The sequence below is a fragment of the Marinomonas ushuaiensis DSM 15871 genome (assembly GCF_000521805.1).
GTDB classification, from domain to species: Bacteria; Pseudomonadota; Gammaproteobacteria; order Pseudomonadales; family Marinomonadaceae; genus Marinomonas; species Marinomonas ushuaiensis.
Map to the genome: position 1 here is coordinate 48,993 of NZ_JAMB01000007.1, position 21,161 is coordinate 70,153.

A 21,161-nucleotide genomic window follows, 5' to 3' on the forward strand; every position below is an offset into this window, starting at 1 on the left:
TCTAGATTTATAAGCCATTTAGCGAATCTAGGTCATCAAACTTAGGGTCGTGGTATTTTTCTCCTAGTTTATGAACGGCATCTATCAGATATTTCGGGTGATCAGGGTTTACGTATTGGTGAATGCCATGACCAAGATTGAAAACATGTCCGCTACCATGGCCGTATCCGGATAAAACGTTTTCGACTTCACGTTCTATAACTTCTTTTCCAGCATACAGCACGCAAGGGTCAATATTGCCTTGAAGTGCAACTTTATCGCCAACACGAGCGCGAGCTTCGCCAATGTCTGTCGTCCAATCTAAACCGAGTGCATCGGCACCAATTGACGCCATGTTTTCTAGCCATTGTCCGCCATTTTTGGTGAATACAATAACAGGGATTTTCTTACCTTCATGTTCCGTTATTAAGCCATCCATGATTTCTTTCATATAAAGCAACGAAAACTGCTGATACATAGGGCCACTTAATATGCCGCCCCATGTATCGAAAATTTGTAATGCTTGAGCGCCGGCTAAAATTTGGCCATTCAAGTAAGCAGTAACCGATTTCGCTAATTTGCTCAATAAGGCGTGCAAGGTTTCGGGAGATTGATACATCATGGCTTTGATATGGCGAAAATCTTTACTTGAGCCACCTTCAATCATGTAAGTGGCTAGTGTCCATGGACTGCCAGAAAAACCGATTAATGGCACATCGCCATTCAAAGCGTGACGGATCGTAGTGACAGCTTTCATCACGTAATCGAGATCATTTGCTGTGGTAATAGGCAGTGCATCAACATCAGCTTTGTTGCGAATTGTGTGTTTGAATTTTGGGCCTTCACCGGTCTCAAAATACAAGCCTAGGCCCATAGCATCTGGAATGGTAAGAATGTCCGAAAATAAAATAGCGGCATCTAGCTCGTAACGTTTCAGTGGTTGTAGGGTAACTTCACAAGCAAAAGCGTCATTCTTGCAGAGGCTCAAAAAATCTCCTGCCGTGGCGCGACTTGCTCGATACTCTGGTAAATAGCGTCCAGCTTGTCTCATCATCCATACGGGGGTTGTATCGACCGGTTGTTTAAGCAATGCACGCAAGAAACGGTCATTTTTGAGTTCAGGAAACATTAATACTCTCCAGTGTGAATTTTCAATGTGGCGCATTTTACCTAACTTGCAAAGGAAAAGCAGAGCGAATAAGTACAATTTATGAGAAGGCGGTTGAAAAGGCTAATAATATTGATCTATAGCAGTATTTGTTGATAGCTATTGATATGAAGAATCAATCACCGAGGTAGACTTTTAAATTGTGTTTTTGTACTCGTTTTACGGCGTTCTCTATGTCTCTTTTGGTATGTAATTCTTTTAGTACGTTAGGAAAAGCAGCTTTGGTTTGGGCAACATCCATTCCCGGTTTTAAATTCTGTGAATAAAGCGCTTTGAGCAATATGTAATCAAGTGGGCTTAGATAAGTATCAATGCTTATGTCATTAAAGATTGACGGAAAAACATCGTTTGAGTCGTTAGGCAGTCCAAGTAATTGGGTTATTTCCTCAACCACACAGTCTAATAAACGGGCTTTTTCACGCGCATAATCTACTGGGATAATAATGCTGCCTTTTACAATTTCATAACGTGAATTACGACTAAATGTGCCTAGGCAAATGGCTTCGTCTAAGGCTGCTCGAATTTTTTCAGGGTCGCCTATGTATTGTTGAACCTTGTTTTCCATATTTTTATAGGTAGTGAAAATGGCAAACATATTGGCTTTTTTGGGATCGTCAGTAAATTTGATTGAAAGGCCGGTGATATAAGAAAGATGCTTCGCATGGACGCTAAGTAATTCTTTTTGCAGATTGGTATCACCACTTTCACTCTCAAAGAAAAGTGTGATTGGTTGGTTCCAGCGTACGATTTTTGGGTGTTTTGTTTCTTTGTATTCACGTTCTAAGGCAATTTTGATAAAACTGGCTTGAATGTATTGATCACTTTGCCAAGGTTCTTCGGCAAAGCTTTGAGAAGTGATTAAAATAATGAGTAAACAAAAACTAAAGCGGGTCATTAGGTTTGGCTTGAGTGAGCTTGTTGGCGTAATGGCGCAAAGCATCTAAAGAGTCTGGCGTGAAAAGTAAATTATCTGGGTTTTTAAGAATGTCGTCGATGCTCATTTCATGAACAGATGCGACTTCTTTAGGTTGTAATTCCAGCTTTCCTTGAATAGATGGATCATAATGACAGGTGTAAATTTTACCCCAAATTCTAAAACCTTCACCCTCAGTAAGAAAACCCCCTTGGCTTTCTAATGGAGCATCAAATCCGAGTTCTTCTTGCAGTTCACGATGGGCTGACTCAATGTAAGATTCACCTTTCTCAACCACGCCACCTGTCGTGACGCCATAATAACCGGGACAAAACGCTTTGTTGTCGGTGCGTTTTTGGACGATTAAATTGCCTGTGGAATTGAACACTAAGATATAGGTTACACGATGATAGTCTTTGCCAAAGTCCATTAAGCGTCGTGGTATGTCGCCAATTATGTTGTTGTGCTTGTCGACTAATATAATGACTTCGTCATTCACGGGCATAAAGTACTCAATTAGAAAGTGGATCTATTAGAATGGGAGAAAGGGTATCGACATTTTACATGAAAGAAAAGGTTTCTCCTGTTTTGTCAGGCTTTCTACATGCAAAAGTCCAGAATTTAAGAATGTCAGGTCCCAAGAGTATAAAAGAAGCGACTTGTTTTTCTGCTTTCTATGTAAGCGCAAAATGAACGAATTAAATTTCTTTGAAAAGCGATATGATACATAGGTATTTTAAGAATGTATTAGGCGAGGAATAATGGCTATTTTGAACAATGATTTTTTAGCTCTAACATTAGCGAATCAAGACGGACTTGCGCCATTTCAATTCTCATTCCCTAGCGGTATTGGTTTTGTTGAAGAAACAGGCATTCTGAGGCTTGAGCCTAAGGAAAAATCCTCTATCAACCTTGTTTTATCAGTTGGTATTCATGGTAATGAAACTGGGCCAATTGAATTATTAAACTCCTTGGTAAAATCAATCTTAAATGGACAGCTGAAACTAAGCATTCGTCTTTTGGTGATCATAGGTAATCCTGTTGCGGCTAATCTGGCAAAGCGTTTTTGCGACGTAAATTTAAATAGATTATTCAGCGGTGCCTGGAAGAGTTACGAAGGGTTTGAAGCGAAGAGGGCAAAACGACTTGAGCTGGCTGTTAGTGATTTTTATGCCATGGCGAATAGTGGTTCCGAGCAAATGCGTTTGCACTATGATCTGCATACTGCCATTCGTGGTTCTGTTCATGAAAAATTTGCAGTGTCTCCCTTTGTCGAGAATGCTATTTACAATAAAGCACAGTTTGGTTTTTTAGCTTCTAGCGGCATACAAGCCGTATTATTATCGCATCAACCAACCACCACCTTTTCTTATTACAGCTATTCTGTTCATGGGGCTCATTCGTTCACGGTAGAGCTTGGTAAGGTATGCTCTTTTGGTCAGAATGATTTGTCACGTTTTGCCGACCTTGAAAAAAGCTTAATATTTCTAATTGAAAATAGTGTGTTGTCTCAAAAACCTTTATCAGATGTGAATGTTTTTTCAGTATTAAATGATTTGATAAAAGACGATGAGAGTTATGAGTTAAGCATAAATGACGATGTGAAAAATTTTACGCAGTTTGAAAAAGACTATGTATTAGCCAACTCGAAAAAGAGTCAATACCAAGTGGAAAAAACCGGTGATGCAATCGTCTTTCCGAATACTAATTTACCAGTTGGGCAAAGGGCGGGGTTGATAGTGCGTCCTATCGAAATAGAGAATTTACAGCTAGCCTGACCTTCACTATTTATTGGGGCAATTTGGCTGAATTGCTTGAATCTTTTTTTTCTATATCGTACTGTTACGTTATAACATCATTCAATTTATGGAATCAAATAATGAACAAACTTCTTCTCGCCGTCGGTGTTTCCGCGTTATCTCCTTTGGCTTTTTCGAAACCAATGATCGTTACCAGTATTAGTCCTGTTTCTATGATTGTTGCAGCGATTTCTGGTGATCGCGCTGAGATACAACAAATTGTATCGAGCACAGCTTCACCGCACGATTTTGCTTTGCGCCCTTCTGACTTAAGAAAGATTAATAACGCAGATACGGTTGTTTGGGTCGGGGAATCTTTAGAACGATTCTTAGAAAAACCTTTAGAAAACGCAGGCAAAGAAGAGTCATCGATTGAGTGGTTGGCACTTAAGGGTGTTGAGCTTCATAATTTTGGTGAAGACGGCCATGATGATCACGGCCATGACGACCACGAAGGTCATGATGATCACGAAGGTCATGATGATCACGAAGGTCATGATGATCACGAAGGTCATGATGACCACGACCACGACCACGACCACGAAGAACATGATGATCACGACCACGAAGAACATGATGACCACGATCACGAAGAACATGATGATCATGACCGTGAAGAGCTTACTGGACATGAAGGTCACAACCATGATGGTGTTGATCCACATGTTTGGTTAGCACCAGAAAATGCACTGATATTGGCACAAGCTGTCACTATGCGCCTTGTGTACTTAGATTCTGATAATGCCTCTTACTACAAAGGTAACTTAGCCAAGTTTGAAAAAGGGCTTGAAGCAACCGACGCAGAGATTCGTAAATCCTTAAGTAAAGTAAAAACTGTGCCTTACATCGTTTTCCATGATGGTTACACTTACTTTGAAGAACATTACGGTTTGAACCATGTTGGTGAAATTACAGTAAGTCCAGAGCGTAAGCCGGGCGCGAAAAAAGTAGCTGAACTTCGTCACGAAATTGAAGAGCACAATGTACAGTGTGTTTTTAGCGAGCCACAGTTTAGTCCAGCGATTGTAAAAAGCTTGTTGGATGGTTCTAATGTAAAAACGGCACCTCTTGATCCATTAGGTGGTGATATTAAGCTAAATCAAGATGCTTACTTTACGTTCTTGAATACGCTTAGCGGTCAGTTCCTAAAATGCTTAGGCTAACCTTGCTCAATCAAAGGAGCTAAACGAAGGCTTCTTTGATCTTTGTTCTGCCAAAGAGTCGGGATAAATTGGCTCTTTGGTAGGCTACTTGGTTTTACCTCTGTATAATGTGTTCACTTTACATTTATTGTGACCCTTGCAGAGAGGCTTTATGGACAGCAATACATCGCACAAAAATGTGTCTACCGATGTGCTTATTAAAAGTGCGCAACGTACTTTATCAACGCAAGCCCAAGCACTTAAAAATCTTTCTAATCAAGTCACCGAAGAATTCGCCAAAGCCGTTCGTCTCATTCTTTCCAGTAAAGGTCGCACTATCATTTGCGGTATGGGGAAGTCTGGCTTAATAGGTAAAAAAATCGCCGCGACATTAGCTTCTACTGGCACGCCTAGCTTCTTCTTGCATCCGGGAGAAGCCTTCCATGGTGATTTAGGCATGATACAGCCGGAAGATGTATTGATATTGATTAGCTACTCAGGCGAAACAGAAGAGCTAATGCGTTTACTTCCTTCTTTAAAAAGCTTCGGGAACCCAAGTATCGCTTTGGTCGGCAATATGTCTTCCACCTTGGCGAAACATTGTGATTGTGTTTTAGACATTTCAGTTGATCGAGAAACCTGTCCAAATAACTTAGCACCAACAACGTCTACCACCATGACCACGGCAATGGGCGATGCTTTAGCGGTCGCCTTGATGGAAAGCCGAGACTTTCAACCGCAAGATTTCGCACGCTTTCATCCTGGCGGAAGTTTGGGACGTAAACTCTTAACGCGTGTTAAAGATTTAATGCATAAAGATAATTTGCCTTTGTGTTCATCTGATACCACATTGAAAGACGCGATTAATATTATGACGCACGGTCGTAAAGGCGTGGTGTTAATTCAAGACGCAGGTAAATTATTGGGTATTTTTACCGATGGGGATTTGCGTCGTGCCATGTTAAAAGAAAGCGAAGGCATGATTCATAAAACCATGGCGGAATTGATGACAGCGAACCCAAAAACCATCAATGAAAATATCATGATAGCTCAAGCGGAAGAGCAAATGTTACAAGATAAAATTACCTTATTGATTGTCGTCGACGATACTGACAATGTATCCGGCATCTTAGAAATTTACGATCGTTAAACAAGCATCTAATTTGGAGTTTTCATGTCAGAAGTATCAAAAATTATTAACGTAGGAAAAACGGTTCAAGTTGCCAACCACCTTCCTTTCGTTTTGTTCAGCGGTGTTAACGTACTGGAGTCGCGAGACTTTGCCATGAAAGTTGCAGAAGAGCATGTAAAGGTGACGGAAGCCTTAGGGATTCCTTATGTCTTCAAAGGTTCTTTTGACAAAGCAAACCGTTCTTCTATCAATTCTTTCCGTGGCCCTGGCATGGAAGAAGGTCTAAAAATTCTACAAGAAATCAAAGACACCTTTGGTGTGCCAGTTATCACTGATGTGCATGAAGAGCATCAATGTGCGCCAGTGGCAGAAGTCGCAGATGTAATTCAATTGCCAGCGTTCTTGTCTCGTCAAACCGATTTGGTGGTCGCTATGGCGCAAACAGGCGCTGTGATTAATATTAAAAAAGCGCAGTTCTTAGCACCACATGAAATGAAACACATTCTTACCAAGTGTGAAGAAGCGGGTAACAGTAATCTAATGCTGTGTGAGCGAGGCACCATGATGGGATACAACAATCTCGTCGTAGACATGCTTGGTTTTGGCGAAATGAAAAAAATGGGCTACCCAGTGATGTTCGACGTGACACATTCCTTGCAGCGTCCGGGTGGTCGTTCTGATTCTGCCGATGGTCGTCGTGCACAAGTGACTGAATTGGCTCGCGCTGGCATGTCGTTAGGTTTGTCTAGCTTGTTCTTGGAAACACACCCAACGCCAGACAGTGCTAAATGCGATGGTCCTTGTGCTTTGCCTTTGGGTAAATTGGCGCCTTTCCTTAAGCAAATGAAACAGCTTGATGAATTAGTTAAAACATTTGAAGTCTTGGATACGAGCGTTTAACCAATGGATTCGGTTTTTCTTTCTTCTTATCCTGCGTTGCTGAATGACAAATCTTTGATGTCTAAATTGCAGTCGCTCAAGCTGGTTGTGTTTGATGTGGATGGCGTTCTTACAGATGGTCGTTTGCTTTATAGCGAGCAGGGCGAAGCCATCAAATGCTTCAATGTAAAAGATGGTGTAGCAATGAAGTTGCTTCCTAAATGGGGGATTCAGGTTGCCGTCATTACAGCAAAAGATTCAGCGCCTTTAAGGCGTAGGATGAAAGATCTTAATGTTGAGCACTTTTATCCAGGTTGTCACAACAAGGCTGAAGCATTTGATGATTTAATCGCACGTTTAAATATTAAGCCTTCAGAAGCGGCTTATGTTGGTGATGATGTAATTGATCTTCAAGTTATGCCAAACGTGGGTGTGGCGCTGTGTCCAGCCGATGCGCATATTTTATTGCAACGTCATTGTCCGATTGTTCTTCATAAGTCAGCGGGTGAAGGTGTTGCAAGGGAAGTGGCAGATATAGTGCTTGCGTCACGAATGTCACTAGAAAGAGCGTATGAATTGGCGCAAAAGCCGGAGTTTGAAAAATAATGACAACACAAGAAAATACACAGACTTTACCTGCTTTCCATATTGTTATTCCTGCTCGTTATGCGTCGCAACGTTTTCCTCAAAAACTCATGGCAGATTTAGGCGGTAAACCTGTTTTGCAATGGGTGTATGAGTTGTCACTCAAAGCGGGTGCGCAATCGGTGACGGTGGCAACAGACCATGATGTGATTTATCAAGCTGCATTGGAGTTTGGTGCTTCGGTGGTAATGACTCGCGATGACCATGAGAATGGCACAGAGCGTCTTGCTGAAGTTGCAGATAAAATGGGTTGGAAAGCAGACGAGATTATTGTCAATGTACAAGGTGATGAACCGCTTTTACCCGTTGCTTTGATTCATTCTTGTGTCGCCGCGTTGAATCGGGATAAAGAAGCAGAAATGGCAACGGTGGCTTGTTCTATTGATGACGTTGCTGATTTCTTCAATCCGAATGTTGTTAAAGTGGTTTGTGACGAAATGCAGCGAGCACTTTATTTTAGCCGTGCGCCAATACCTTGGGATCGTGACGGTTTTGCGGATATTGATCGTAAAGAAGGTTCCTTACCAGTAGATTTCCCTGCGTTGCGTCATATTGGTTTGTACGTCTACCGAGCAAGCCTGTTGGCAAAATACGCCGATTTACCTATGTCACCATTAGAGCGTTGGGAAAAATTAGAGCAACTCAGATTTCTACATCAAGGTATTAAGGTACAGGTGGCATTGGCCGATGGCTTACCAACTCATGGTGTGGATACACCGGAAGATTTAGAGAAACTACGAGATCAATTGTCTTTTTAGATCAGACGTCTTTTAAGATTAAATTTCTTTTTAGATCAGCGGTTCTCTTTTAAAAGTAGCCATTTATCTACCTAGACAATCTGAAAACGGTAACGCTTAAAGGTGTTGCCGTTTTTTTTGGTAAAAAAATCCCTGTTTGTATAAAATGTGTAGTCAATATGGTCACAACTGTCAAGATTGTGCTAATTTATAACAATACTTTACTATTTTATTGGGGATGGGGTGATCTATGAAGAAGTTGTTGGCGATTTCTACAAGTTTGTTAAGTACTGCTGTGATGGCCGCGATGCCAGTAAACCAACCAATTGGCTCTAGCTTTACCTTGAGCAGTGCACCAAATCAAAGGGCATTGGATACATCATTGCATAACCCAGCAGCGCCATTCTTAATGGTAAACCAAGACGATGACGATAATTTTCGTTTTGGTATTGTGGGTCCAATTGGTATCGGTATTGAATTTGGTGATGTGAGTGACTTGGAAGATCAAATTGAAGACATTGAAGACTTGATCGATAACACTACATCATCTAATGCTACGGTGAATAAAAATCAAGCTAACGTAATACTGGATCAAATTGGTGATTCTGCATACGTTAAACTTTCGGCAAGTTTACAAGTACCATTAATGCCGGTGATATATCGTACAGATGATGGTGGGGCTTTTGTGCTTGATGCCAGTATCTCTGCTGTGACGAAAGCAAGTTTACTAGCTGACGATGTCGAAGTGAATACCAGTAGTGATGGACTAACAACAGACTCTTCTATTTATGCTCAAACGGCCACTGATTTGAATATTGGCTTTGGTTACAGCCGATCCTTATGGGAAAATTCTCACGGGATGTTAGTTGGTGGTGTGAAAGCGAATCTTCACCAAATCTCTTTAGGTCGTGCATTAGCGAAATTAGAGGATGATGATGCGTTTGATGAAGCGTCAGATTCTATATCTGATGATGCTGTAAGCAGTACAAATGTTGGCTTGGATTTAGGGGCGGTATGGGTGTCCCATAATTATCAAGTGGGTTTAACCTTTGCAAATATTAACCAACCAGAATTTGATAGTGCAGATATTGTGACGAATACAGCATCGGATTCCTACGGTATAACTGCTAGTGATACTTACACAATGGAAATGCAAACCACCATTGATGCAGCCATTTCGACGAGTGGAAAACAGTTGACGCTGGGTATGTCTTACGATGCTAACCCTGTGGCAGATGCGGTAGGCGATGAATACCAATGGGCGGCAGCGTCTTTGTCTTACTATGGTGATTCGCATTTTTTACCTGGCATCCGAGTTGGCTTCCGTCAAAATATGGCGGGTTCTGAATTAAGCTATGCGTCTGCAGGTTTAACTATTCTTAAACGCCTTAATTTAGATGTTGCTGTTTCACTTGATACCGTTGAAGACGAAGATGGTGAAGAAACACCTCGTAGTTTGTACTTTTCTTTAGGTTACGCTACTGCCTTCTAAAAATGTAAAGGTTCTGCAAAGGCAGCCGATGATCTTATAGATTGTCGGCTTTTTTGTGTAGATAGAAAGCTTAGGGCGCTAGGTGGCAGAAACTTGAGAGAAATAATAAAAGTATGAAAAAGTATTTGGCAATGATAGGACTTGGTGTATTCAGTTCGACAGCTATGTCGTCTATGTATCTCTACCAGCCTATTGGTTCCAGTATTGTCTTAGGTGGCTATGGAAATCGTCACGCTTTATCTACGGCATCAGGTAACCCTGCTTCTAGTTATCTAATGGCAAATCTTCAGGGCTTTCGAGTCGGTTTTGTTGGGCCCCTTGGTATTGCAGTAGAAGGGGGTGGTGTAAATGGTATTAATGACAAAATCGATGACCTTACAACGATACTTGAAAATGATTTCGTCTCCACTTTAGATGATTTTGTTACTGCAACGGCCGCAGAGGGTAGTGCAGTTGCTTCTGGTGGCGGTACTGCACAAGATGCTGAAGCTGCTATGGATGCTTATATTGAGGCTAATATTGATGCAACAGTCGACAGTTTAGAAACTTCTTTAGGTGATGCTAGTGGTTCTGTTGCAGCAATTGCGGAGCCCATATATGCAAAATTTGCAACGACTCTACAAGCTCCTTTTGCCCCTATTATTTACAAGACGAGACGACGTAGTGTTTTCACACTTGATGCGAGTGCTTCCATTGTAGGGCGTGCTGCTATATTAGCAGACGATATAACCATTACAGGGTTAAACGATTTAAGAACGGTCGCAAACTATACAGATTTAGAGAGTGGCGTTTCTAATCTTGATGATATTGATACAGACACTGCCTCTTACATTCAGAGAGCATCAGACTATCGATTTAGTCTTGGCTACAGCGAAATGTTATCAAGGACACCAACAGAAGCCATTCTTGTTGGGGGGCGCATAAATTTTCATAAACTGGCTCTGGGTCAAAAGATAACTGTTTTAGAGGGTGGTGATGACCCTAGCGTTTCTTATGGTGATTTCTTTATCAGTAGAGATAATACAGCGCATGGTTTTTCCTTAGACTTAGGTGCTATGTTGGTCGGGCGTAATTACCAATTAGGCATGATGGTTGCTAATGTTAATGAACCAACATTTGATTATGAAGAAATAGGAAATTGTACAGGGTTAACGGCAGATGATTTAGTTAACTGTAATGCAGCAGTAAGCTTTGCTAGTGCTGGGAAAATTTCCTTAAATGAAACCTATAAAATGGAAGCGCAAGTTACAGTTGATGCAGCCATAAAAAGCAAAGACCAACATTTTTCTCTGGCAGCCTCTTATGATCTGAATCCGATAAAAGACCCTTTGGGGGATGAATACCAATGGAGTGTGGTCTCTCTTTCGCTTTTTAGTGACTACATTCTTATTCCAGGTATACGGGCAGGCATCAGAAAAAATTTAGTGGGTAATGAACTGACTTATTATACAGTCGGAGCGACTCTGTCTAGGCGTTTGGAGATTGATCTTGCTTATGCGCCAGAAAACGATGCCGGTAATAGTGGTTTATTCTTCTCTATGGGCTACAGCTTCGTTTTCTAACGTCTAAATAGATATTTAAGCTTTGATTACTTGTGTTGGCGTGATGAAGGCTTGCAATGGTACATCCCAGCCTTCTACAGGTAATGATTTCACTTGCTGACAATCGTGTGCCAAACCAATTAATAAAGGCGCTTCGGTCGTTTTCTTTCCTTCAAACGTTCTATCGTAAAATCCCCCGCCCATTCCGAGTCGACCGCCTTCAGTATCAAACCCAACCAAGGGGAGAAGAACAATGTCTAAGGCTTCTTTAGGAAGATACTCTTTCGTCATAGGTTCTTTGATGCCGTATATGTTTTCTTGCCAAATGGTTTCTTCAGAATACAAGGCAAACGCCAATTGCTTGTTTTGGATAACAGGAAGGTAAGTATTAATACCTTTTTGCCAGAAATGTTCACATAACAAATGTGGGGATATCTCTCCATCATTCGCTAAGTACAAGGCCACATTGTTTATTGGCGTTTTAGGTGAATGATCAACACCTAAAAAATGTTGTTGAAAGCAGGTGAGTAAGTTTTCGGCCGCAGTTTGTTGCTCATCAACAGATAAGTCTCTTCTGGCTTGGCGTAGTTGGCGACGAAGTGTTTGTCTAGAGTTTAGATGTGAAGGCATAAAGGCGTTTCCCAAGTTGCCGTTTCGGCTATTGGCCTTGAACCCAGTGGTTCAAGGTGGAAAGAACTGTGACTCTTTAGGCTTTCCGACGCACGGACATGCACACCAAACCAACAGGCTCTTTCCGGGGTATTACTCATAGGCTCAAGGGCGTTAAGCCGCTTCGAACAACCCAGGAAACAGATTGAAGTATAGAGTAATTTATTTTAGAAATCACTTAGTGCTCCAATTCGTTTTTTGAGTTGTATGAAGAAAATTCGTGTTCTGCGCTTGCAATCAAAAAAGTAGATCAAGGAATAAACGACGAGTGATTATTCATTAACCAATTTTGTTTGATGCGCCAAAGCGTTATCAAGCTGTGATGTCAGCGTTCGCAATTGTTGTTCGTTCGCACGAGCGTATTTTTTGCTCGAAAGCATATCGTGAGTAATATTCAATGCCGCTAGTACCGCGAGCTTTTCAAGTGGAATGTTTTTTCCACCAGATTGGATATCATTCATTTGATCGTTTAAATATTGAGCAGATTCTTTCAAATCCGCTTCGTGCCCTTGAGGGCAATTTATTTTATAAGTTTGTCCCAGTATGACTACTGACACGGTTGGCTTATCCATATAGACTCCATTTGATAGCAAGGTCCACAAAAAATGGTCTGTTTTTCCATCATTGAGTAGCGAATGGCATTTTATGCTGCGAGTAAATTCGTTACAATTCAGAATTCATTTTATCCACACTGTTTATAGCAAATTGACGCCAATATGGAAATAAACCCGATACTTTCAAAGATAAAAGACCTTTCTGCCCGTGCTTTAACCCTACGGGGGTATCTTTGACTACGATTCAAAGAAAGAGCGCTTAGAAGAAGTTAACCGAGAACTTGAAGATCCAGATATTTGGAATGACGCAGAGTACGCTCAAAAGCTAGGCAAAGAGCGAGCCTCACTAGAAGCTGTTGTTGAAACATTGGACAGTTTGGAATCTGGTGTCAGTGATTCCAAGGAATTACTCGATATCGCCGTTGAAGATGACGATGAAGATTCAGTAGAAGCGGTTCAGCTTGAGCTAGAAGAGCTAGATGCTCTGTTAGCTAAGTTGGAATTTCGTCGTATGTTTTCCAAAGACATGGATGAAAGCAGTGCTTTCTTAGATATTCAGTCTGGCTCTGGTGGTACGGAAGCGCAAGATTGGGCTAGCATGATTTTACGCATGTACCTACGTTGGGGCGAAGACAAAGGCTTCAAAGTCGAATTAATGGAGGTCTCTGCTGGTGATGTGGCAGGTATTAAATCCGCGACTATTCGCTTTGAAGGTGATTACGCCTTTGGTTGGTTACGTACCGAAACAGGCGTGCATCGTTTAGTACGTAAATCGCCATTTGATTCAGGCAGTCGCCGACACACGTCTTTTGCATCTGTGTTTGTTTCCCCTGAGATTGACGATAACGTTGAGATTGAAATCAATCCTGCAGATATTAGAACTGATACGTATCGTTCATCGGGTGCTGGTGGTCAACACGTAAATACCACAGATTCTGCGGTACGTATTACTCACGTACCAACGAACATTGTCGTGCAATGTCAAAATCAGCGTTCTCAGCACGCTAACCGTGATTTTGCGATGAAACAACTGCGCGCTAAGTTATACGAATTTGAAATGATGAAACGTAATGAAGCGGCGCAAGCGGTAGAAGACAATAAATCCGATATTGGTTGGGGCAGTCAGATTCGCTCTTACGTATTGGATTCATCACGTATTAAAGATTTGCGTACGGGTGTTGAAAGTTCCAACACGGGTGCCGTGCTGGATGGCAACTTAGACCAGTTTATTGTTGCAAGTTTAAAGCAGGGCCTATAAAGCGCCGTTCCCATTTAGAAAAATTATTAAGAGCAGATAGCAAAATCATGGCTAACGAAAATAACACAGAATCGACACAATCTGATGACAACCGATTAGTAGCGGAGCGTCGTGTAAAACTGGCGAGTATTCGTGAAGAACGTAATGCGTACCCGAATGACTTTCGTCCAAATGCTTATGCGGCCGATTTGCAAGCTGAGTTCGGTGAATTTGAAAAGCCAGAATTGGTAGAAAAAGATCATAAAGTCAGCATTGCGGGCCGTATCGTACGTAATCGCGGTTCTTTCATGTTACTACAGGACATGACAGGACAAATTCAGGCGTATGTAAACCGTAAAACCTTGTCTCCTGAATTGCTTGCAGAGCAAAAGACCTGGGACTTAGGCGATATCATTGGTATTACTGGTCCTGTGCACAAATCGGGTAAAGGCGACTTGTATGTTGATATGCAAGAAGCGCAATTACTGACAAAATCATTGCGCCCATTGCCAGACAAGCATCATGGTTTGTCTGATATGGAAATGCGTTATCGCCAGCGCTATGTGGATTTGATTGTAAATGATGAGTCTCGTAACACGTTTCAAATGCGTTCTAAAATCATCTCTACGATTCGCCGCTTCTTAGAAGACCGTCGTTTCATGGAAGTAGAAACGCCAATGCTACAAACGATTCCAGGCGGTGCCACAGCGCGTCCTTTCGTTACGCATCACAATGCGATGGATATGAGCATGTACTTGCGAATTGCGCCTGAGCTTTACTTGAAGCGTTTGGTTGTGGGTGGCTTCGAACGAGTATTCGAAATCAACCGTAACTTCCGTAACGAAGGTACGTCAACGCGCCACAATCCAGAATTTACAATGATTGAATTCTACCAAGCGTACGCTGATTACAAAGATCTTATGGATCTTACGGAAGCGATGTTGCGTGATGTGGCGGAAAAAGTATTGAACACAACAACGGTGACTTACCAAGGTTCTGAATACGACTTTGGCGCACCGTTTGTTCGTATGACCATGCTTGAGTCGATCTTGCACTACAACGAAGACTTAACCGAAGATGATTTAAGTACGTTAGAGAAAGCGACTGCAGTAGCGAAAAAACTCCATATCGACGTGAAACCGATTTGGGGCTTAGGCAAACTTTGGACGGAAATCTTTGAAGAAACGGCTGAGCACAAGCTTGATCAACCGACTTTCATTACAGAATACCCAGCAGAAGTGTCGCCATTGGCTCGTCGTAATGATCACAATGATTTCATTACAGACCGTTTTGAATTCTTCGTTGGTGGACGTGAAATTGCTAATGGTTTCTCGGAGCTTAACGATCCAGAAGACCAAGCAGAACGATTCAAGCGTCAAGTGGCTGAAAAAGACGCTGGTGATGATGAAGCGATGCATTACGATGCAGACTACATCAACGCCTTAGAATACGGTTTACCACCGACTGCAGGTGAAGGTATTGGTATCGATCGCTTGGTCATGTTGTTCACTGATGCGCCATCAATTCGTGATGTTTTATTGTTCCCACATATGAAACCTCAGGATTAATTTCGGCCTGCTCATAGTGAGTGAATGAATCAATAAGGCCTCAGATGAGGCCTTATTTTATTCTACAGACGAAAGGGGACGGTTAAAGGGGTCAGAGCCCTTTAACTTACTGACAATATTTGCTTTATCCCATATTTACTTTTTAAAGGGCTCTGGCCCCTTTAGGAAATGTAATGGAGTATTCCATGAGTCGTTTTTGGACAGATAAAATTGCTTCGCTTGACCCTTATGTGCCGGGCGAACAACCACAAGATAAAAAGTACATAAAATTAAATACAAACGAAAGCCCATACGCACCGTCTCCAAAAGCCTTAACGGCAATGGCGGCGGAAGTGGGCGAGCGTTTACGATTGTATCCAGATCCAAATGGCACGGCATTAAAAAACGCCTTGGCGAAAAGTTACTCTTTGAATGCCGATCAAGTCTTCGTTGGTAATGGCTCTGATGAAGTATTGGCTTTGGCGTTTATGGGTTACTTTGCTGGCGGCAAACCATTAGCTTTTGCTGATATTACGTACAGTTTTTATAAAGTGTATGCGGGTTTGTATGGCATTGATCCACAGTTGATTCCTCTTGATGAGAGCTTTGATATTGTTCCAACAGATTATCAGGATTTAGACGTTTCTGGTGTTGTGGTGACCAATCCAAATGCTCCGACTGGCAAAGCGTTACCATTAACAGACATCGAATATATCTTAAATGCCAATCCAAATGTTGTGGTGCTGGTGGATGAAGCTTATGTAGACTTTGGTGCACAAAGTACAGCGTCTTTAGTTAATCAATATCCAAACTTATTGGTTGTCCAGACCTTGTCTAAATCTCGTGCTTTGGCTGGGATTCGAGTGGGTTATGCATTGGGTCATCCTGATTTAATTGAAGGTTTAGAGCGATTGAAAAACTCGTTCAACTCTTACCCAATCGATCGTATTGCACTTGCTGGTGCGGCAGCGGCAGTAGAAGATGAGACATATCTAAAAGAGATCTGTGAAAAAACCATAGCAACCCGCGAGAAAAGTATTATTGAATTAGAGGCGCTAGGTTTCAATATCGTGCCTTCTTCAACAAACTTCGTGTTTGCCATGCACCCAGAGAAAGACGCAGAAACTCTTTACGTTGCTCTAAAAGATAACGGCATTCTGGTTCGTTACTTTGGTAAAAAGCCACGAATTGGTAATCACCTCCGTATTACGATTGGTACTGATGAAGAAATGGCTGCGTTAACTACGGCACTGAAAAGTGTGTTGAAAGGTTAGTTCAAAGATTAATAATTGAAATCCTTTTTTCATCATATTTTCAAGAAGAGGGATATTTTCAGACAGATAAAAGCAGTGTTTTTTATCTGTCTGCTGAATTTAAAGTGCGCAGTGATAAGCTGATTGGATAGTGGTCATTGTGTCTTAGCTTGTAGGTGAAATCGATTATTTATTTCATCCGTAGAATTGGTTTCCATGTCTTTAACTAAACAACACAATAATTCGCTATTATCGCCTGTATTATTCACATTGAACTTTTCATATCAAAATACCTATGGATTATAAATTATGACAATTAACCTGCGTTTAGCCATAGGATTTGGCAGTATTCTATTAATGATGCTGATTCTAACAAGTATCGGTATCCACCGTGTTAATTTCATTGATAATTCGATCACACAAATAAATGATGTTAATTCGGTGAAACAGCGTTACGCCATTAATTTTCGCGGCAGTGTTCATGATCGAGCGATTGCCATTCGAGATGTTGTTTTTTCTCGTAACCAGAAAGAGCTTAACGACACGGTAAAAGAAATTAGAGCACTGGATAAGTTCTATCAAGAATCTGCGCTATTGCTTACTCCAACCAAAATATCCATGTCTTCTGAAGAAATGGCTATCTACAATAGAATCAAAAATATTGAGCAGAAAACCTTGCCATTGATTGAGCAAATTATCAAAGATCGATCGTCTAATAACTTAGAGGCTGCAACGCTTGTATTGTTGAATGATGCTAAACCTGCATTTATAGAATGGCTTGCGACAATTAATCAGTTTATTGATTTAGAAGAAAAGAGTAATCAAGCCACAACGATTGAAGTACGTGAAGTGGCGAGTACTTTTGCGGGTAGGATGATCGCTCTAACACTTATCGCGACCATTATTGGCTCTACGCTCGCTTATTTTATCAGTATAAGGATACGAAACTCTGTTGGCGGCGAGCCACAAGAAGCCGCAAAAGTAATCGCTAAAATTGCTCAGGGAAATTTAACTGGGAAAGTTGATTCTTGTTGTGATGATAGCATGATGTCTTCAGTACAAATTATGCAGGCCAAACTCGTAAAAACGGTTAACGGTATCATTAGTTCCTCGGATGAATTGTCACATCGCTCTTCTATTGTTGCATCTGGTTCTCAGCAAGCCTTGGTGGCAGCTGAGACGCAAGTTGTTTATACCAGTTCAGCGGTGAGCAGCTTGACTGAAATGAGTCACAGTATTAATTCTGTGGCAGATAGAGTACATCAAACAGAAAGTAACTCTAAAATAACAGCGGAACTCTCTTTAAAAGGGCGAACTGCAGTGCAGAAAGTGGCGAGTGAAATTGAAAAAATCTCGACGACGGTGAAAGCAACGGTTGAGCAGGTTAATGTATTGCAAGAACGTACCAGTGAGATCGGCGATATCGTTAATGTTATTTACAGTATTTCTGATCAAACGAATTTACTTGCCTTGAACGCAGCAATTGAAGCAGCACGAGCTGGTGAATATGGTCGAGGTTTCGCTGTGGTTGCTGATGAAGTAAGGCAGCTTGCTAAGCGAACGGGTGAAGCGACAGGCGATATTGAAAAAATGATCCAGCAGGTTCAAGAAGATACGCGTGCGTCTGTGAAAGCGATGGAAGCAACGGTACCTCAAGTGGAAAATGGGTTACTTTTAACTAATGAAGCGAATCAATTATTGAGTGATATTCAAACCCAAGCAAATGACTCATTAGAAAAAGTTCTGGAAGTGGTGCAAGCGACGTCTAGGCAAGTTGCTACTGTAGAAGAGATTACAAAAAGCGTTGAAGAAGTGGCGAACATGGCGAAAGAAAGTAGTCTTTCATTGAAGAGTAACTCTGAAGAAGCGGTTTCACTTGAACAATTGTCTGGTAAATTGAAACAGGATATTAATTACTTTGTTGTAAAATAATACGTCAGAATAAAGAAATGGAAGAGCACATCTAGAAGTAGTATTTTAGGTGTGCTTTTTTATGTTTAGGGCGATAATTTTTACTCTATTAGATATTCTTGATTTATTTTTATAACTAAATGGAAGACGGTTATGATTAAGTACTGGCTTATAACGATCTTATTTTCTTCAATGGCTTATGGCACTGACTCTTTTTCTGATTCGTTAGAATACGCCCAGGTGACTTATGTAAAAGCCTCGCAGACCTCAAATGGAAGCTGGTGCTTCGATACGCAAGTTCGTCATAACGATGAAGGTTGGCAGCATTATGCAGATACTTGGCAGGTAGTGAGTCAACAGGGTGAGGTATTAGGGGAAAGAGTTTTGTTTCATCCCCATGATAACGAGCAACCTTTTACTCGCAGTTTATGTGGCGTTCAAATTCCTAGCGATGTAACTATGGTAATAGTGAGAGCCAAATGTAATCTTCATGGCTTTGGTGGGCAAACGGTTGTTATTGATCTTGGGTCTTCAAAAGGTGATAAATACTCAGTAACACGCTAAATAACAGATCTATCGTTTATGAAAATTATAATAATCAATAAATATAAGAAAGGTAAAAAATGAATACAGTTATTTTGGTCGTATTGATCTTAGAGTTGACATTATTTTTCATGGCTTCCAGCTGTATAAAAATTTTTGGTTGGCCAAAAACGAGATATAACGCACAACTGGCATTTTTTCGTCAATTTGGGCTAAACCGAAATATGGTTACTGTTTTTGGAGCGTTTGAGTTATTTGGTGCGATTACTTTATGGCTTCCGAACTATGTTGGCGTAATAGGTGTTTGGATTTTGTGTGCTATTTCTGCAACCGTTATTTACGGTCATATTCGTTTTGGTTCTTGGAAAAACGGCCTGTTATCGATGGCAATATTTGCTCTTTCAGGCTGGATTTTATACGTTAAATGCTTAGCGATATGGGCCTAGTAGAATTTACATCTAAATTCAGGAATAACGAGCCCTGATGTCATTTGAGTTCAAGGCGTTTGGAAAATATCATTTAAATCATTATTACTAATATAAAGGATGTACTTTATGGTCAAGTTAATTTCGCTTAGCGCTGCGGTTTTATGCGCCTCTTTTTCACTTAACGCAGCAGAAAGCCTGTTGAAATATGAAAGCCAATATTCGGTGCAAGAAACTGCCGATCGATTTGAATCCATTGCGAAGAGTAAGGGCTTGAATGTCTTTGCTCGAGTTGATCATCAGAAGAATGCCCAGAGTGTTGGTTTAGAATTAAGGCCGACCCAAGTGATTATTTTTGGTAATCCGAAAGTTGGAACGCCACTTATGCAATGTGCACAAGATGTTGCCATTGACCTTCCACAAAAAGTACTAATCTCAGAGGATGCTGACCAAAAAGTATGGCTTTCTTATAACAATCAGCAATACCTTAAAGAACGTCATAATATTCAAGGTTGTGATGCGGTTATCGACAAAGTATCAAATGTATTAAAAGCACTGTCTTCAGCGGCGGTAGCGAAATAACGATTACTTCAAAGAAAGCGATGGTACGTGAAAATAACCTATCATCGCTTTCTGTTTTTTACGTCAGAGACGAATCAAATGGCTAAATTACAACTGGTTTGTTCGTGTGGTACAGTTCGCGGCACAACAGCGGATATGAATGCCAAAACAGGAACAAGGATCATGTGTTGTTGTAATGATTGCCAATCCTTTGCTCAGTTTTTAAAGCAAGAAAACATAGTGCTAGATGACTATGGTGCAACGGAAATATTTCAAATTCCTGTATCTTACGTCAAAATCACAACAGGCAATGAGCACATCGCGTGTGTACGTTTGAGTCAAAAAGGTATGTATCGTTGGTATGCTAAATGTTGTAATACGCCTATTGGCAATACGATGAAAGCGGGTATTCCTTTTATCGGCTTGATTCACACTTTCGTGGATAAGGCGTCAATCGATGATGCTGAATTGAGTGAAAATCTAGGTTACCTTCAAACTAAATTTTCCAAAAAAATTGTGCCTCTAGATCAACAAGCCTCACAATTTGGTGTTATGTCTAAAATTGTTTTTAATTTGATTCATTGGAAAATCAAAGGCCTGCAAAAACCGTCAGCCTTTTTCCACGATAATGGCAAACCTATCTTAGAACCTAAAGTGCTCAAGGGTTAAATCTAGTTTCTTGAACATCGACCTATTTTGGCTGAGCTATATTTAGATTGATCTAAAGTGAACATCTACACGTAATACTTCTGCGGCATGACCAAAATGGGAGAAGTAGTATGCAGTTTAATAGCCACGAGCAATCAAGAATCTTAGAAATGGCGTGGGAAGACAGAACGCCCTTTGAAGCCATTGAGTTGCAATTTAGTTTGAATGAGCAGGCGGTGATTAAATTGATGCGTCGAAGCCTGAAATCCAGTAGTTTTAGGTTATGGCGAGCACGGGTCAATGGTCGTAAAACCAAACACTTGATGCTTAGATCGTCTGATGTAATTAGAGGATACTGTCCGACTCAATATAAACCGCGTTAGTGT

At 41.0% G+C, this 21,161-nt stretch carries 22 protein-coding genes and 1 other RNA gene; 17 read left to right on the top strand and 6 right to left on the bottom strand.

Annotated elements, in window-relative coordinates:
• Positions 1–7: 7 nt before the first annotated feature.
• From hemE to MUS1_RS09060, 3 genes are all read right to left on the bottom strand, one after another.
• Entirely contained in the window at positions 8–1,108 is a 1,101-nt protein-coding gene (gene hemE, locus MUS1_RS09050; RefSeq protein WP_036161601.1) for a uroporphyrinogen decarboxylase, read from the bottom strand.
• Positions 1,109–1,262: 154 nt separating this feature from the next.
• Positions 1,263–2,042 (bottom strand): DUF2927 domain-containing protein, encoded by a 780-nt coding sequence (locus MUS1_RS09055; protein ID WP_036161602.1) that lies wholly within the window; start codon positions 2,040–2,042, stop codon positions 1,263–1,265.
• Positions 2,029–2,565, bottom strand: a complete 537-nt coding sequence (locus MUS1_RS09060; protein WP_036161604.1) for an NUDIX hydrolase — start codon at positions 2,563–2,565, stop codon at positions 2,029–2,031. The genes MUS1_RS09055 and MUS1_RS09060 overlap by 14 nt, the downstream gene beginning before the upstream one ends.
• 256 nt (positions 2,566–2,821) lie before the next feature.
• Here MUS1_RS09060 and astE point away from each other — a divergent pair, with 256 nt between their 5' ends.
• From astE to traF (MUS1_RS09100), 8 genes are all read left to right on the top strand, one after another.
• The gene (gene astE, locus MUS1_RS09065) at positions 2,822–3,838 is read left to right on the top strand and encodes a succinylglutamate desuccinylase (protein ID WP_036161606.1); all 1,017 of its coding nucleotides are present in this window, start codon (positions 2,822–2,824) and stop codon (positions 3,836–3,838) included.
• A gap of 101 nt (positions 3,839–3,939) precedes the next feature.
• Positions 3,940–5,022, top strand: coding sequence for a zinc ABC transporter substrate-binding protein ZnuA (gene znuA, locus MUS1_RS09070; protein WP_036161608.1), 1,083 nt, complete (start codon positions 3,940–3,942; stop codon positions 5,020–5,022).
• Positions 5,023–5,173: 151 nt separating this feature from the next.
• Complete coding sequence (locus MUS1_RS09075) at positions 5,174–6,151, top strand: KpsF/GutQ family sugar-phosphate isomerase (protein ID WP_084035593.1); 978 nt, start codon at positions 5,174–5,176, stop codon at positions 6,149–6,151.
• 24 nt (positions 6,152–6,175) lie between these two features.
• Positions 6,176–7,033, top strand: a complete 858-nt coding sequence (kdsA, locus tag MUS1_RS09080; RefSeq protein ID WP_036161609.1) for a 3-deoxy-8-phosphooctulonate synthase — start codon at positions 6,176–6,178, stop codon at positions 7,031–7,033.
• A gap of 3 nt (positions 7,034–7,036) precedes the next feature.
• Entirely contained in the window at positions 7,037–7,618 is a 582-nt protein-coding gene (locus MUS1_RS09085) for a KdsC family phosphatase (protein ID WP_036161612.1), read from the top strand.
• Positions 7,618–8,415 carry a 3-deoxy-manno-octulosonate cytidylyltransferase gene (gene kdsB, locus MUS1_RS09090; RefSeq protein ID WP_051436190.1) on the top strand — a complete coding sequence of 266 codons (798 nt, stop codon included), beginning with the start codon at positions 7,618–7,620 and terminating at the stop codon, positions 8,413–8,415. The genes MUS1_RS09085 and kdsB overlap by 1 nt, the downstream gene beginning before the upstream one ends.
• A gap of 229 nt (positions 8,416–8,644) precedes the next feature.
• Complete coding sequence (traF, locus tag MUS1_RS09095; RefSeq protein ID WP_036161615.1) at positions 8,645–9,886, top strand: conjugal transfer protein TraF; 1,242 nt, start codon at positions 8,645–8,647, stop codon at positions 9,884–9,886.
• Between the two features lie 113 nt (positions 9,887–9,999).
• Complete coding sequence (gene traF / locus MUS1_RS09100) at positions 10,000–11,448, top strand: conjugal transfer protein TraF (protein ID WP_036161617.1); 1,449 nt, start codon at positions 10,000–10,002, stop codon at positions 11,446–11,448.
• Positions 11,449–11,463: 15 nt separating this feature from the next.
• Here traF (MUS1_RS09100) and MUS1_RS09105 read toward each other — a convergent pair whose 3' ends face one another.
• The 3 genes from MUS1_RS09105 to MUS1_RS09110 all read right to left on the bottom strand — a co-directional run bounded on the left by MUS1_RS09105 (position 11,464) and on the right by MUS1_RS09110 (position 12,668).
• The gene (locus tag MUS1_RS09105; RefSeq protein WP_036161620.1) at positions 11,464–12,057 is read right to left on the bottom strand and encodes a 5-formyltetrahydrofolate cyclo-ligase; all 594 of its coding nucleotides are present in this window, start codon (positions 12,055–12,057) and stop codon (positions 11,464–11,466) included.
• Positions 12,058–12,061: 4 nt separating this feature from the next.
• Positions 12,062–12,239, bottom strand: a non-coding RNA gene (ssrS, locus tag MUS1_RS15930) — 6S RNA.
• Between the two features lie 129 nt (positions 12,240–12,368).
• Entirely contained in the window at positions 12,369–12,668 is a 300-nt protein-coding gene (locus tag MUS1_RS09110) for a cell division protein ZapA (RefSeq protein ID WP_036161623.1), read from the bottom strand.
• A 144-nt stretch (positions 12,669–12,812) separates the two neighbouring features.
• Between MUS1_RS09110 and prfB the strand changes: the two genes are divergently transcribed.
• The 9 genes from prfB to MUS1_RS09155 all read left to right on the top strand — a co-directional run bounded on the left by prfB (position 12,813) and on the right by MUS1_RS09155 (position 21,158).
• Positions 12,813–13,908 (top strand): peptide chain release factor 2 gene (gene prfB, locus MUS1_RS09115; protein WP_156924879.1). Its coding sequence is split into 2 segments (ribosomal slippage): positions 12,813–12,884 and positions 12,886–13,908, totalling 1,095 coding nucleotides; the frame shifts between segments, so codons are not numbered across the junction.
• A gap of 47 nt (positions 13,909–13,955) precedes the next feature.
• Positions 13,956–15,455, top strand: coding sequence for a lysine--tRNA ligase (lysS, locus tag MUS1_RS09120; RefSeq protein ID WP_036161630.1), 1,500 nt, complete (start codon positions 13,956–13,958; stop codon positions 15,453–15,455).
• 185 nt (positions 15,456–15,640) lie between these two features.
• Positions 15,641–16,708: a histidinol-phosphate transaminase gene (gene hisC / locus MUS1_RS09125; protein WP_036161632.1), complete on the top strand. Its 1,068-nt coding sequence runs from the start codon at positions 15,641–15,643 to the stop codon at positions 16,706–16,708.
• A gap of 288 nt (positions 16,709–16,996) precedes the next feature.
• Positions 16,997–18,619, top strand: a complete 1,623-nt coding sequence (locus tag MUS1_RS09130; protein ID WP_036161636.1) for a methyl-accepting chemotaxis protein — start codon at positions 16,997–16,999, stop codon at positions 18,617–18,619.
• A 132-nt stretch (positions 18,620–18,751) separates the two neighbouring features.
• Complete coding sequence (locus tag MUS1_RS09135) at positions 18,752–19,162, top strand: hypothetical protein (protein ID WP_156924880.1); 411 nt, start codon at positions 18,752–18,754, stop codon at positions 19,160–19,162.
• A gap of 59 nt (positions 19,163–19,221) precedes the next feature.
• A complete protein-coding gene (locus MUS1_RS09140) occupies positions 19,222–19,587 on the top strand; it encodes a DoxX family protein (RefSeq protein ID WP_051436192.1) in 366 nt (121 codons plus the stop codon).
• A gap of 108 nt (positions 19,588–19,695) precedes the next feature.
• Positions 19,696–20,148: a DUF302 domain-containing protein gene (locus MUS1_RS09145; protein ID WP_036161637.1), complete on the top strand. Its 453-nt coding sequence runs from the start codon at positions 19,696–19,698 to the stop codon at positions 20,146–20,148.
• 78 nt (positions 20,149–20,226) lie between these two features.
• Positions 20,227–20,796, top strand: a complete 570-nt coding sequence (locus tag MUS1_RS09150) for a DUF6151 family protein (protein ID WP_036161970.1) — start codon at positions 20,227–20,229, stop codon at positions 20,794–20,796.
• Positions 20,797–20,906: 110 nt separating this feature from the next.
• Complete coding sequence (locus MUS1_RS09155; RefSeq protein WP_036161639.1) at positions 20,907–21,158, top strand: TIGR03643 family protein; 252 nt, start codon at positions 20,907–20,909, stop codon at positions 21,156–21,158.
• Positions 21,159–21,161: the final 3 nt, after the last annotated feature.